General features: G+C 30.8%; 11 protein-coding genes. 7 read left to right on the top strand and 4 right to left on the bottom strand.

Annotation, left to right across the window (positions count from 1 at the left end; genetic code table 11):
- Nucleotides 1–151: 151 nt before the first annotated feature.
- Nucleotides 152–451 (bottom strand): hypothetical protein, encoded by a 300-nt coding sequence (locus tag NNC19_RS22595; protein ID WP_310940961.1) that lies wholly within the window; start codon nt 449–451, stop codon nt 152–154.
- A gap of 446 nt (nt 452–897) precedes the next feature.
- Here NNC19_RS22595 and NNC19_RS22590 point away from each other — a divergent pair, with 446 nt between their 5' ends.
- From NNC19_RS22590 to NNC19_RS22565, 6 genes are all read left to right on the top strand, one after another.
- On the top strand, nt 898–2,082 hold the full coding sequence (locus NNC19_RS22590) for an SGNH/GDSL hydrolase family protein (RefSeq protein ID WP_310940960.1): 1,185 nt from the start codon (nt 898–900) through the stop codon (nt 2,080–2,082).
- 279 nt (nt 2,083–2,361) lie between these two features.
- Nucleotides 2,362–4,101: a potassium-transporting ATPase subunit KdpA gene (gene kdpA, locus NNC19_RS22585; RefSeq protein WP_310940959.1), complete on the top strand. Its 1,740-nt coding sequence runs from the start codon at nt 2,362–2,364 to the stop codon at nt 4,099–4,101.
- 11 nt (nt 4,102–4,112) lie between these two features.
- The gene (gene kdpB, locus NNC19_RS22580; protein WP_310940958.1) at nt 4,113–6,182 is read left to right on the top strand and encodes a potassium-transporting ATPase subunit KdpB; all 2,070 of its coding nucleotides are present in this window, start codon (nt 4,113–4,115) and stop codon (nt 6,180–6,182) included.
- Between the two features lie 13 nt (nt 6,183–6,195).
- On the top strand, nt 6,196–6,801 hold the full coding sequence (gene kdpC / locus NNC19_RS22575) for a potassium-transporting ATPase subunit KdpC (RefSeq protein ID WP_310940957.1): 606 nt from the start codon (nt 6,196–6,198) through the stop codon (nt 6,799–6,801).
- Between the two features lie 17 nt (nt 6,802–6,818).
- A complete protein-coding gene (locus tag NNC19_RS22570) occupies nt 6,819–9,527 on the top strand; it encodes a sensor histidine kinase KdpD (protein ID WP_310940956.1) in 2,709 nt (902 codons plus the stop codon).
- Nucleotides 9,496–10,203, top strand: coding sequence for a response regulator transcription factor (locus tag NNC19_RS22565; RefSeq protein WP_310940955.1), 708 nt, complete (start codon nt 9,496–9,498; stop codon nt 10,201–10,203). Before NNC19_RS22570 ends, NNC19_RS22565 begins: the two co-directional genes overlap by 32 nt.
- 77 nt (nt 10,204–10,280) lie before the next feature.
- Here the strand turns inward: NNC19_RS22565 and NNC19_RS22560 are convergent, their stop codons facing one another.
- The 3 genes from NNC19_RS22560 to NNC19_RS22550 form a co-directional block, all read right to left on the bottom strand.
- On the bottom strand, nt 10,281–11,054 hold the full coding sequence (locus NNC19_RS22560; RefSeq protein WP_310940954.1) for an SDR family NAD(P)-dependent oxidoreductase: 774 nt from the start codon (nt 11,052–11,054) through the stop codon (nt 10,281–10,283).
- 19 nt (nt 11,055–11,073) lie between these two features.
- Nucleotides 11,074–11,895, bottom strand: a complete 822-nt coding sequence (locus NNC19_RS22555; RefSeq protein WP_310940953.1) for an N-acyl homoserine lactonase family protein — start codon at nt 11,893–11,895, stop codon at nt 11,074–11,076.
- Nucleotides 11,896–11,964: 69 nt separating this feature from the next.
- A complete protein-coding gene (locus NNC19_RS22550) occupies nt 11,965–12,762 on the bottom strand; it encodes a hypothetical protein (protein WP_310940952.1) in 798 nt (265 codons plus the stop codon).
- 153 nt (nt 12,763–12,915) lie between these two features.
- Here NNC19_RS22550 and NNC19_RS22545 point away from each other — a divergent pair, with 153 nt between their 5' ends.
- Nucleotides 12,916–13,485 (top strand): TetR-like C-terminal domain-containing protein, encoded by a 570-nt coding sequence (locus NNC19_RS22545; protein ID WP_310940951.1) that lies wholly within the window; start codon nt 12,916–12,918, stop codon nt 13,483–13,485.
- Nucleotides 13,486–13,907 lie beyond the last annotated feature (422 nt).

Raw genomic sequence — 13,907 nt, 5'->3', positions numbered from 1 at the left:
ATGGGGGGAATCACTAAAAAAACATTTAAAAAAAGAGCATAACCATGGGCTTTATCGAGTTTCCGTGAGTGCTCAAAGATTAAAAGGGGGATTCACATTTCTACTCTCTTTTTTTAGTATTTATATTATTGTAAGGAGTTTGGATTAAACATTATTTTAACATAGCATTTAATTTAGTTGATTCTTGATCTAACATATCTAATTTTTTGTTTGTATCATCAACTTGTTTTTCAAGGTTTTTAACATAGTCAATTAATTTTTGTACTTCTCCTTTGTCTGAATCATATTGTTTTGAAGTTTCATTAATTTGTTGCTGTGCTTTTTGAACTGTTTCAACAGCAGTATCTATTTTTTTGGTATTTACTACCTTATTGAAGCTTATTCCTGCACCTGCAATCATTCCTGCAATTGTAATTCCTGCTAATATCTTTGTTAAACCTGCTCCTATCATTTTGTACTCCTCCTAAGTAAATTATTTATTAATTTTATAGTTAATTTATACAACAATGTTATGATAATATGAATTAGTTTTTTGAACAATAGTAGGCCTATGGAGAGTATTCCATGTAGTTAAAAATAAGTTTATAAGAATTAATAAAGGCTTTGATTGGAATGAATAGAAAAATTATTTGTATGGGAAAATATACAAAATAATATTTGTTGTTTTTTGTTAAATCAACTGTGATGAGGGGAGAGAATTCTAATAATTGCAGTAAATTAATAAGTTTTTTTAATTATCATCTAAAATTAGAATTACAAATATTTTATATGTTAATTACTTCTCTAACTTTAAAATTCTTTATTTATGCAAAATATTTAACAATTTGCGATATTTTGCATATTTGCAGCTTTATTGTATATATAATTAAAATATACAAAATAAAGGGGGAAACAAACATGAAAAAAAAGATTACTTTTTTACTAGCTATGTCTATAGCATTAATAAGCGTTACACCAATAGCTAAAGCTTCTACAACTGATAACATAAAGGTTAACTATTCTAATAGTGATATTAATTCAAATTTAAATCAGCTGAACATTAATTCTGATTTACAGGTTAATGTTGATAATCAAACAGTGAAAAATTCTGTATACAAGTCTCTTCTAATTGGTCGATTTGATAGAAGTGATGTAAATGCTCCAAGGTTTGCATGGAGTAATAGTACAATTAAAGCTAGATTTATTGGAACTGGCATAAGTGTAAATTTAAAATCTTCAGGAGATAATTGGTTTAATGTGGTAGTTGATGGAGTTAATCAAGCACCTATTAATGTAACTCCTTCAACGACATCGCCTATTGTACTTGCATCAGGATTAAAGAAAGATATGCATACCATAGAATTAGTTAAAAGAACTGAAGCTTACATAGGAGATGCTCAATTTTTAGGATTCCAAGTTTCAGATGGATCATTATTCATTCCACCACAATCTTCTTCCAAACGTATAATGTTTATTGGCGATTCAATTACTTGTGGTTATGGGAATGAAGGGACAAGCCAATATCAAACATTTACAACTAAAAATGAAAATTCATCTTTAGCTTATGGAGCTGTGACAGCTAAACTTTTAGGAGCAGATCCAATGACTATTAGCTGGTCAGGAAAAGGAGTACTTCGTAATTATGGAGGAGATACTACAGATGTAATGCCAGATTTAATGGATCAAGTGTTACCTTATGATAAAACTTTAAAATGGGATTCTCAAAGTTGGATTCCACAAGTTGTAGTTATAAATCTTTCTACTAATGACTACGGTATAGGAATTCCAGATAAAGCAGATTTCACAAATGCATATACAAAGCTTGTAGATAAAGTGCGTGCAGATTATCCAGAAGCTAATATTTACTGTGCAGTGGGGCCTATGCTTAGTGGGGACAAGCTTGAGAGTGCAAGGAATTATATAAGTGGGATAGCTACTTCAAAAGAAACTTCTGGGGATAACAAGATTCACTTTATAGAATTCCCAGTACAAGATTTTGCAAATGGACTAGGTGAAGATTGGCATCCTAGTGTGAAAACACATGAACTTATGGCAAATCAACTTGCTTCCCAAATTCAAAAAGATTTAGGATGGAACAGATAGAGTTCATCCAATTTAATAAAAAGATGTTTTCTTTGTGATGAAGAAAACATCTTTTTTAGTGTTTCTAGAATTTATAACAATTATAGATATCAAAGTGAAATCTTTATACAATCTTAATGCCATATAAGACATTCCTAACACCATCTTAATTTTTTCTGCAATATAATAATAGGCGAAGGGGAGGATGTAACTTATGGATATTATAATTCAAGTAATAGGTATAGTAGTATTAATGCTATTAGGTTACCTTTGTTATGTTTTATTAAGGAGTGATAAGGTATGATTAATTCAGTTTTACAATACACTTTATATCTATTAATTTTAGTTGTACTAGCTATTCCTTTAGGTAAATATATTGGAAAAGTTATGAATGGAGAAAAAGTATTTTTATCTAAGGTACTAGTTCCAGTAGAAATCTTTATATACAAGATATTAAGAATAGATAAAAATGAACAAATGAATTGCAAAAAGTATGGATTATCAGTGATACTGTTCAGTGCTTTAGGTTTTGTAGTATTATTTTTACTTAATATTTTACAAGGAATTTTATTTTTAAATCCAGAAGAAGCTCAAGGGACTTCATGGCATTTAAGCTTTAATACAGCAGTTAGTTTTATCACCAATACAAATTGGCAAGCTTATTCAGGAGAAAGTCAATTAAGTTATTTAACTCAACTCCTTGGGCTTACAGTTCAAAATTTTCTTTCAGCAGCAGTAGGAATAGCTGTTTTATTTGCTCTTTTAAGAGGGTTTATTAAGGTAAAGGAAGAGGGACTAGGAAGCTTTTGGAGTGATATTACAAGAATTACTTTATATATACTTTTACCATTATCTATAATTCTGTCTTTATTATTAGTGTCTCAAGGAGTTATACAGAATTTTTCTTCTTACGAAAGTGTAGAATTAGTTGAGCCAATTACTCTTGATGATGGTACTGTAGTAACTAGCCAAGTTGTCCCACAAGGTCCAGCTGCTAGTCAGGAAGCTATTAAACAGTTAGGAACAAATGGTGGTGGGTTCTTTGGTACAAATTCTGCACATCCATTAGAAAATCCTAATGCATTTTCAAATTTATTAGAATTGATTTCAATTTTATTAATACCAGCAGCTTTATGTTTTACTTTTGGAAGGAATATAAAAGATAAAAGACAAGGTGTGGCTATATTTGTGGCTATGTTTACCATGTTAGTTTTAGCTCTTGCAGTAATAGCTGTTAGTGAAGCCAAGGCAACACCTCAATTAGCTCAAAATGGAGTTGTAGATATATCCACTATAAATCAAGCTGGTGGAAATATGGAAGGGAAAGAGAGTAGATTTGGAATTGCTGGATCAACTACATGGGCAGCATTTACAACAGCTGCATCTAATGGATCAGTAAATTCTATGCATGATAGTTATACTCCTCTTGGAGGAATGGTAACTATGTTATTAATTCAGCTTGGAGAAGTGGTATTTGGTGGAGTTGGATGTGGTCTTTATGGAATGTTAGCATTTGCAATTGTAACAGTATTTATTGCAGGTTTAATGGTTGGAAGGACTCCTGAATATTTAGGCAAAAAAATTGAACCTTTTGAAATGAAGATGGCTATGATTATGTGCTTAGCAACTCCAGTAGCTATACTTGTAGGAAGTGGGATAGCATCAATGGTTCCAGGGGTTAGAGATAGTTTAACAAATAGTGGAGCACATGGATTTTCAGAAATGCTTTATGCATATTCATCAACTGGTGGGAATAATGGTTCTGCATTTGCAGGGTTTGGAGCTAATACAGTGTTTATAAATGTTACAACAGGGATAGTGATGCTATTTGCAAGATTTGTCCCTATAATGGCAACACTTGCTATTGCAGGATCTTTAGTAAAGAAAAAGAGAGTAGCAACAAGTGTGGGAACTTTACCAACACATAATGGATTATTTATAGGGCTTCTTATAATGATTGTGATCTTAGTTGGAGCATTAAGCTTTTTCCCAGCTTTAGCATTAGGGCCAATAGTTGAACATTTTCAAATGATATTGTAGGAGGGAAAGTCGTGAATAATAACAAGGAAAAATCCTTTGCTAATAAAAAAATGTTAAAAAGAGCTATAAAAGACTCTTTTATAAAATTAAATCCTAAAATTCAAATACAAAATCCAGTAATGTTTATAGTCTATGTGGCTGCAGCTCTTACTACTATACTTTTTATTCTTTCGTTATTTGGAGTTAAAGATAATTCAGCAGGTTTTATTTTTGGTATAGCTATATTATTATGGTTCACTGTTTTGTTTGCAAATTTTGCAGAAGCTATTGCAGAGGGTCGGGGTAAAGCTCAAGCAGATGCATTACGTTCTTCCAAAAAGGATGTTCAGGCAAATAAAATAGAATCAGTACAGGGAAAAGAAAATATAACAAAAGTTAATTCTACAGATCTTAGAAAAGATGATATGGTTATAGTTTATGCTGGAGAACAAATTCCAGCAGATGGTGATGTTATAGAAGGGGCAGCTTCCGTTGATGAAAGTGCAATAACAGGGGAATCAGCTCCTGTTATAAGAGAAAGTGGTGGGGATAGAAGTGCTGTAACAGGAGGAACAACAGTAATTTCAGATTGGATTATAATAAGAGTTACAAATGATCCTGGTGAAAGTTTTATGGATAAAATGATTGCAATGGTAGAAGGTGCTTCAAGAAAAAAGACACCTAATGAAATGGCACTTCAAATTTTATTGGTATCACTTACTATTATCTTTTTAATTGTAACAGTTACTTTGTATGCATATTCTGATTTCTCATTTAAAGAATTGGGACAATCTAATACTACTTCAGTTACATCATTGTTAGCACTTTTAGTATGCTTAGCACCTACAACAATAGGAGCTTTACTATCAGCTATAGGTATTGCTGGTATGAGTAGACTTAATGAAGCAAATGTACTAGCTATGAGTGGCAGAGCTATTGAAGCAGCTGGAGATGTTGATATATTAATGTTAGATAAAACTGGGACAATTACCCTTGGAAATCGTGAAGCTAGTGAGTTTATTCCAGTAGATGGAGTTGATATAAATGAACTTGCAGATGCAGCACAATTATCTTCATTAGCAGATGAAACACCAGAAGGTAGAAGTGTTGTAATACTTGCTAAAGAACAGTTTGGTATAAGAGGACGTAAAATGAGTGAGTTAAATGCAGAGTTTATTCCATTTACAGCAAAAACAAGGATGAGTGGTGTTAATTTTACTGGAAATGAGGTTAGAAAAGGTGCAGCTGAAGCAGTAAAAGGATATGTTTTGTCTAAAGGAGGAAACTACTCACAAGAATGTGATGAAGTTGTAAAATCAGTTGCGAGTGTTGGGGGAACACCTTTAGTAGTTGCTAAAAATGGCAAGGTATTAGGAGTAATTCATTTAAAGGATATAGTAAAAAAAGGAGTAAAAGAAAAGTTTTCAGATCTTAGAAAAATGGGTATAAAGACTATTATGATAACAGGAGACAATCCACTTACAGCAGCAGCTATTGCAGCAGAAGCTGGAGTTGATGATTTTCTTGCTGAAGCCACTCCAGAAGGAAAGCTTGAAATGATAAGAGAATTTCAGAGAAAAGGTCATCTTGTTGCCATGACAGGAGATGGAACAAATGATGCACCAGCTCTTGCACAGGCAGATGTAGCTGTGGCTATGAACACAGGAACTCAAGCAGCAAAAGAAGCAGGCAATATGGTAGATTTAGATTCTTCACCAACAAAGTTAATTGATATAGTAAGAATAGGCAAGCAGCTTCTTATGACAAGAGGTTCATTAACTACATTTAGTATTGCAAATGATATAGCAAAATACTTTGCTATTATACCTCCACTTTTTATAGGCCTTTATCCTGAACTTAATATATTAAATATAATGAGACTTCATAGTTCAGAAAGTGCTATATTTTCAGCAGTTATATATAATGCACTAATAATAGTTGCTCTTATTCCACTAGCATTAAAAGGTGTAAAATATAGAGAAGTTCCAGCTAGTAAATTATTATCAAGAAATATGCTAGTATACGGTCTCGGCGGGATTATAGCACCATTTATCGCAATTAAGATTATTGATTTACTAATTACTTTTGTAGGCATAGTTTAAGGGGGAATAAAAGATGAAACAAGTAAAGTCAGTTGCAGCAAAAGCAGGGATTCTCTTATTAATATTTACAATTTTATGTGGAGTGATATATCCAGTATTTATTACAGGAATTTCACAAATATTTTTCAAAAACAAAGCAAATGGTAGTATTATAGAAATAGATGGGAAAAAGTATGGTAGTGTACTTTTAGCACAACAGTTCACTGGTGATGAGTATTTATGGGGAAGAATAATGAATATAGATACAAAAACTTTCAAGGATGATAATGGAAAACCATTAATGTATGCAGCTCCGTCAAATTTAAGTCCAGCTAGTGATGACTATAAAAAACTTGTAGCAGAAAGGGTGGATAGAATAAAAGAATCTAATCCACAAGAAGGTGACAAGCCAATTCCAGTAGATTTAGTAACATGTTCAGGTAGTGGACTTGACCCACATATTTCAGTAGCTGCTGCAGATTATCAAGTTGAAAGAATTGCTAAAAGTAGAGGAATCAGTAATGATAAAGTTATGGAAATAGTTAAAAAATATACTGAAGGAAGATTTCTTGGAGTATTTGGAGAGGAAACAGTTAATGTATTGCAAGTCAATCTAGCTTTAGATGGGATATTAAAATAGTGAGGTGTTAGAAATAAATGAGTGATATGCGTCCAGATCCAGATAAATTATTAAAACAAATAAATAGTGCTGAAAATAAAAAAGGAAAGTTAAAAATTTTCTTTGGATATGCAGCTGGTGTTGGAAAAACATATACGATGTTGGATGCAGCTCACTCAGCTCAAAAGGCAGGTATAGATGTTGTTGTTGGATATATAGAACCACATACAAGAAAAGATACACAAGAACTACTAGAAGGATTAAAAATTATTCCTCCTTTAAAAGTTCCTTATAAGGGCATAATGTTAAATGAATTTGACTTAGATTCAGCTTTAGAAAGAAAACCAGAAATAATTTTAGTAGATGAACTTGCCCACACTAATGTAAAAGGACTTAGACATACAAAGAGATATAGTGATATAGAAGAACTCCTCAATGCTGGAATTGATGTATATACTACTGTTAATGTGCAACATATAGAAAGTTTAAATGATATAGTAGCTTCAATTACACATATAGTAGTTAGAGAACGTATTCCAGATAGGATTTTTGATGAGTCAGACCAAGTTGAATTAATAGATATAGAGCCAATAGATTTAATAGAAAGATTAAATAAAGGCAAGATATACAAGGAAAGTCAAAGCAAAAAGGCTTTAAGTAACTTTTTTACAAAGGAAAACTTAGTAGCCTTACGTGAAATTGCATTAAGAAAAACAGCTGATAGAGTTAATAAGGAAGTTATAATTAATAAAAATGAAAGCAATAATAATTATCACACAAATGAACATATTTTAGTGTGTCTTAGTTCATCTCCTTCTAATCCTAAGGTTATAAGAACTGCTGCTAGAATGGCAGATGCTTTTCATGGAAAATTTACAGCACTTTTTGTTCAGACTATACATTCAAAAGATTTAGAAGATAAAAATATAGATAAAATTAGGGCAAATTTAAAGCTTGCAGAGGAATTAGGAGCAGAGATTGCTACAACTTATGGAGATGATGTACCATATCAAATTGCTGAATATGCTAAGGTTAGTGGAATATCTAAGGTTGTACTAGGTAGAACTAATACAAGTAAGATTTTTAGGACAAAGCTAGGCTTTGTTGATAAACTTGTAAGTCTAGCTCCAGATATAGATATTTATGTTATTCCAGATAAGGATGCACCTAAATTTCCATTTAAAAAGAAGCACATGAAAAATTTTGGATTCTCATATTTAGATTTTTTAATGATGATTGGAATTATGATTTTATGTATAATTCTAAGCTTTTATGTAGATAGTTTAGGATTTAGTGAAGCTAATATAATAACTATTTTTATATTAGGAGTTTTATTAATTTCAAGTAAGACAAATGGAAAGATATATGGTGTTATATCATCGCTTATAGGAGTTTTATCTTTTGATTTCTTTTTCATTGAGCCTAGGCTTACATTTAGTACTTATGATTCACAATATATTGTTACATTTTTATTCATGCTTACAGCATCAATAATAACAAGTACTCTCACAAGTAAAGTAAAAGAACAAGCAGATACTTCAGCTATAATAGCTTATAGGACAAATGTATTGTTAGATGCTAGCAGAGAACTTCAAAAAGCAAATACTTTGAAAGAAATTGCGATGAAATCTCAAATTCAGATATATAAATTACTGAAAAAGCCAGTTGTTTTTTATATAGTAAAGAATGAAAAAATAATAAAAACATATACTTTCAAAGATGAAAACAACTCAAAGCTTGAAGAAAAGTATATAGGAGCTGATGAGAAGGCAGTTGTGGCATGGGTAATAAGAAATAAGAAAAAGGCAGGGGTAGGAACAGAAACACTTCCAGGTTCTAAAGCCTTATATGTTCCTTTGATTGGTCAAGATAAGGTTCTAGCAGTTATTGGAATAGTTATAGAAAATAATCAAGATATAGATAGTGGAGAAAAATCATTATATAGGGCAATGCTTAATCAAATATCCTTTGCATTAGAAAAACATGACCTTAATGAAGCACAGAAACTAGCTTTAATGCAAGCTGAAAAGGAAAGGTTTAGAGCTAATTTATTAAGAGCTATTTCTCATGATTTAAGGACACCCCTTACGAGTATTTCAGGGTCAGCTAATTTATTATTAACTAATAATATAGATGAAGAATCAAGAAAAAAGTTAACTTTAGATATATATGATGATTCTCTTTGGCTTATTAATTTAGTAGAAAATTTATTATCTGTTTCAAGAATAGATAAGGATGGAGTGAATTTGCATAAAGAACCTCAATTAGTTGAAGAAATTATAACTGAAGCATTAAATCATGTAAATAGAAAAGTTAAGGAGCATATTATTAAAGTAAATCTAAAAGACGATCTATTGATGGTTGATGTAGATGTTAGATTAATAATTCAAGTTATAATAAATATAGTTGATAATGCCATAAAGTATACAGAACCAGGTTCTGAGATAAACATAAATGTTTGTGTTAATGGTGAAAAAGTAATTATGGAAATTGCAGATAATGGAGAAGGAATAAGCAAGCATAATAAAGAATGTATATTTGATATGTTTTTCACTGTTAATGGAAATAAGGGAGATAGTAGAAGAGGTCTTGGTCTTGGACTTGCTCTCTGCAAATCCATAATAAATGCTCATGGTGGAAAAATTTATGTTAGAGATAATAAACCTCAAGGAACAGTGTTTGGCTTTACATTATCATTAGTGGAGGTTAAAGGAAATGAAGATATCAATTTTAGTAGTGGAAGATGATAAAGCAATAAAAAATTTTATATCAACAGCATTAGATGCAAACTCTTATAATTGTTTGACTGCAGAAAATGGAGAGCAAGCTATATTAATAACAACATCTAAAAGACCAGACATTATTATATTAGATTTAGGTCTTCCAGATATAGATGGAGTGGAGATAATTAAGAAGGTAAGGAGTTGGTCAATTTGTCCTATTATAGTGGTTAGTGCAAGAAGTGAAGATAGAGACAAGATTGAGGCACTAGATGCAGGAGCTGATGATTACTTAACAAAGCCTTTTAGTGTTGATGAACTTTTAGCTAGAATAAGAGTTGCTATTAGAAAGGTGAATTATGACAACACATCTAATAAAGAAACTAGTATTTTCGTAAACGGGAATTTAAAAATAGATTATGGTGCAGGATGTGTTTTTCTTAATAATGAAGAAGTACATCTTACTCCAATAGAATATAGACTTATATGTGTGCTTGCTAAAAATGTTGGAAAGGTTCTTACTCACACCTATATATTGAAGGAAACTTGGGGACATAGTTATGAAAATGAAGTATCTTCTTTAAGAGTATTTATGGCGACTTTAAGAAAGAAGATTGAAAAAGATACAAATAATCCTGTATATATTCAAACCCATATAGGGGTTGGGTATAGAATGATAAGAGTTCAAGAAGATGAAGGATAGTTAGATCAAACTTAGATATAAATTAAAGGTAGAATTTGTAGTTTTTGAACACAAGTTCTACCTTTTGGATTGAGTTACTAAACCATAATTTGACCACCATTTACTAAAATACTTTGACCAGTCATATTATTAGAACCTTTACCAGCCATAAATGAAACAAGTTCAGCAACATCTTCACAAGTTGTGAATCTATTAAGTGGAATTTGCTTTAATCTATATTCTTTGAAATAATCTTCTGTCACATTCATAATCTTAGAAGTTTCTTTAGTTATATTGTCCTGCATATTTGTATAAACAACACCAGGACAATAAGCATTTACTGTAATATTATATCTAGCTAAAGAAATTGCCATTTCTCTAGTCATTCCACGAACAGCCCATTTGGTTGTAGTATACTCAAACGAAACTGGAGTTTCTCCAAAAGAAGCTTGACTTGATGCATTTAAAATTTTTCCTCCACCTTGTTTTATCATAATTGGAAGTACTGCTTGGACACATAACATCATTGAAATAACATTAACATTAAATGTTTCTTGGATATCTTTTACTGTGACTTTATCCATAGTTCTGATTGGACAAATACCAGCATTGTTAATAAGTATATCTATTCTTCCAAACTTTTCATAAACCTTTTTAACCATTAATTTAACTTGATTCTCGTCAGACACATCTGCAGGAACACTAATGCAATTCACTTTGTTTTTACTTAAAACTTTATACACTTCATTTGCATGTGCTTCTGTTCTACTATTAACTGCAATTTGATATCCATCTTCTGCTAATTTAAAAGTAATTGCCTTTCCAATTCCTGCTCCTGCACCAGTTATTAATGCTACTTTTTTATTTTCCATAATTTATATTTCCTCCTTATTAAATCTCTACCATATGTGGAATTACCTTCAAATCGTGAGTTGCTAAAATTTCAACACAGTTATCTTTTCGAGACATCTCCTGAACCCAGTTTAAAGATTTTGTCATTTTTTGCTTATTAGCCATAACTCCTGGAAGTCTCATTTCTTCCCAAGACTCTCTTTGATAACCACAATCTCCTGTTAATAAAATAAACTTTCCTTCATTTTGAATAAGAACTGCTATACTTCCTAAAGAGTGACCTGGTACATGAACCAGAATCAAAGATTCATCACCAAATACATCAAAAGATTTATTAAATGGTCCATATTTAGAATCTGAAAATTTATATGTTTTTATATTAATACCCTCCCAAATTCTTTTAGTATATCGTATTCTATTTTTAGCAGATGCAATTTTTTCTTCTTGGCTAACTAGGATATTTTTTGCATTCCTCACAAGTTTTAATCCACTTGCATGATCAACATCAAGATGTGTTAAAAATACATAATCAATTTCCTCTGGTTTAATGCCTAATCTATACAATTGTTCATCTACTGCTGCTCCATCTGGAAGTTTAGCTTTATTTACTAAAAATAATCTTAAAGAAATGCTTTTAATTTGGTTATGCCTTACATCACTATGCCATGATGTGTCTACAAGTATCTTTCCTTTAGGATGTTCTATTAAATATACTGATGAAGGTAGCCAAATTCGATTTTTAGAATTTCTCCCTATTCCTGTATATGCTATAGGATTTTTTGATAAATCATTAAATAAAACAGCTCTATCTATTAAAACTTCTCCACAGTGCAAAACATGTATTTTAATTTTATTCCCCATAAGAAAAAACCTTTCTATAATATAATTATTTGTTTTTTATGATATTAAGTATCTAAGATAAATATCCAACTACCATACAGTTTCTATTCCATTACTTAATTGATTTGGTTTTTTAGGCAATCTTTTAAGAACAACAATATTTCTAATGGCAAAACCAATGCTTACAATTCCAAGCACATAGAACCATGGATTATTAGAAAATGAAAAGTAATCACTTGTTAGTGACCACATATTGATAGGTAAGAATGAGTTTATTGTTCCTACTAATATTACAATGGCCAATTTATAAGAAGAACCAATCCGTGTTTTTCTTTTCTCCCAATATAAGCCAGGGACTATAGCAATCAGAACATTTGTGAAAATAAACCATTTAAACATATATGGATCATTCATAAAAACTCGAAACAAATTTACAACACCAACAAAAATTATTATCTGACCTAGTATACGCAAAAAAGCTTCTTTTACAGTTATAGAATCAGTATGAAGAGCTCCCCATATTTCCTGACGTTCCACAAAAATACACTTATACAAATTATAAATTTCAAATAGATTCCAAATAATAAGTGCTATGGATGAGACAGTAAAAAACCAAAACCCTCCAGTAGCTTTTGCTGCCATAGCAAATACAACTGCCCCCATAGAATCATGGGCAAAATAAAAAGTATGCATCCACACTGGATAAGGTGCACTTTTCTCTCTTCTTACCAATTTGAAACTGTAAACATACTCCATATATCCAATAAAAAAGGTTAGTGATGCTATAATAAGAATCAGTGCAAACTGTGGATTTTGCTGACTGAATGCATATGTGAAATCTTGCAGTGTATAGTTTCCAGGGTAAATTGAAAACAGTTTTTCTAGCATAAAGAATCCTCCTTAATAAATTCCTATATATTGATTATTTTGCATATGTATATTATAATTTTTTTGCATATATACATTCAATTGCCAATATTATAAAAAATGTGTATTATTCCACACTTAAACCAATTTTGATGAATATCATGGAGAATTTTTATGAAAAAGATAGATCGAAGGATACAGAAAACAAAGAAAGAAATCCGAAATGCATTTATAGAACTTATACAAACCAAAGAATACAAATCAATAACAATAACTAAGTTAGCCTCAATTGCTAATATAGACAGAAAAACATTTTATCTTCATTATGATTCCATTGATGATGTTTTAAAGGAGTTTGAATCAGAAGCTGCAGACAAGGTTCATATTTTATTGAAAAACACACGACCATTTGATATAGAAAAATTCTTTCAAGGATTGACAAAAATCATGAATGAAAATATCAGTTTCTATCGTCATATCTCAACATTTGAAACATCATATGCTTTTTTTCTAGAACAATGTAAAGATATTCTGAAAAATTCAATTAAAGAATCATTTTATGTAAACTCTGGATTGACTGTTGAAATATTTGAGATTTATACAGAGTATATTGCTTCAGGAATAATAGGTATATATACAAATTGGCTTAGCACTAATTCTAAAGTGAATTTGGACGAACTAACGAATATCGCTGTTGATGCTGTTAAAAATGGATGGAATAGAATTCTGCAGAATCCACTTTAATATGGTTGGGGGATAAATCATAGTATAAAAAGATGTATAAATTCTAGAATTTAATATATCGAATATAGTTAAATACCTAAAATTTAGTCTTAAAAAGTAAAATTTTATATAAAAATCTTAGTTTCAAGAGTAAATTATGGACTTTCAAGAAAACTATGTTTAAATAATATATATATTATGATAACCTGGTTATGAGGTTAATTTTAACCTATTTATAGAGTTATTATTAACTTTTAAATTTATATTTAAGGAGTGAATATCAAATGAAAAAGAAAGTTATTTCAATTCTTGCAGTTGCAGCATTAGCATTCTCACTAGGGGGAGCACCGACAAAAGCTAGCGCATCTACATCTGGAGACATTACTATTGAACCAAATGGGTCTATGACTTTACAACAAGCTATAGATAAGGTACAACCAGGT

The sequence above is a fragment of the Clostridium sp. SHJSY1 genome, from assembly GCF_031626875.1.
Classification (GTDB): Bacteria; Bacillota; Clostridia; order Clostridiales; family Clostridiaceae; genus Clostridium.
This window is presented reverse-complemented; position numbering and strand designations above follow the sequence as displayed.

Coding starts and splice junctions, on each gene's coding strand:
- NNC19_RS22565 (WP_310940955.1), top strand. CDS start 9,496: ATGAAGATATCAATTTTAGTAGTGGAAGATGATAAAGCAATAAAAAAT.
- kdpA (WP_310940959.1), top strand. CDS start 2,362: ATGATTAATTCAGTTTTACAATACACTTTATATCTATTAATTTTAGTT.
- NNC19_RS22545 (WP_310940951.1), top strand. CDS start 12,916: ATGAAAAAGATAGATCGAAGGATACAGAAAACAAAGAAAGAAATCCGA.
- NNC19_RS22550 (WP_310940952.1), bottom strand. CDS start 12,762: ATGCTAGAAAAACTGTTTTCAATTTACCCTGGAAACTATACACTGCAA.
- NNC19_RS22570 (WP_310940956.1), top strand. CDS start 6,819: ATGAGTGATATGCGTCCAGATCCAGATAAATTATTAAAACAAATAAAT.
- NNC19_RS22590 (WP_310940960.1), top strand. CDS start 898: ATGAAAAAAAAGATTACTTTTTTACTAGCTATGTCTATAGCATTAATA.
- kdpC (WP_310940957.1), top strand. CDS start 6,196: ATGAAACAAGTAAAGTCAGTTGCAGCAAAAGCAGGGATTCTCTTATTA.
- NNC19_RS22595 (WP_310940961.1), bottom strand. CDS start 451: ATGATAGGAGCAGGTTTAACAAAGATATTAGCAGGAATTACAATTGCA.
- NNC19_RS22555 (WP_310940953.1), bottom strand. CDS start 11,895: ATGGGGAATAAAATTAAAATACATGTTTTGCACTGTGGAGAAGTTTTA.
- NNC19_RS22560 (WP_310940954.1), bottom strand. CDS start 11,054: ATGGAAAATAAAAAAGTAGCATTAATAACTGGTGCAGGAGCAGGAATT.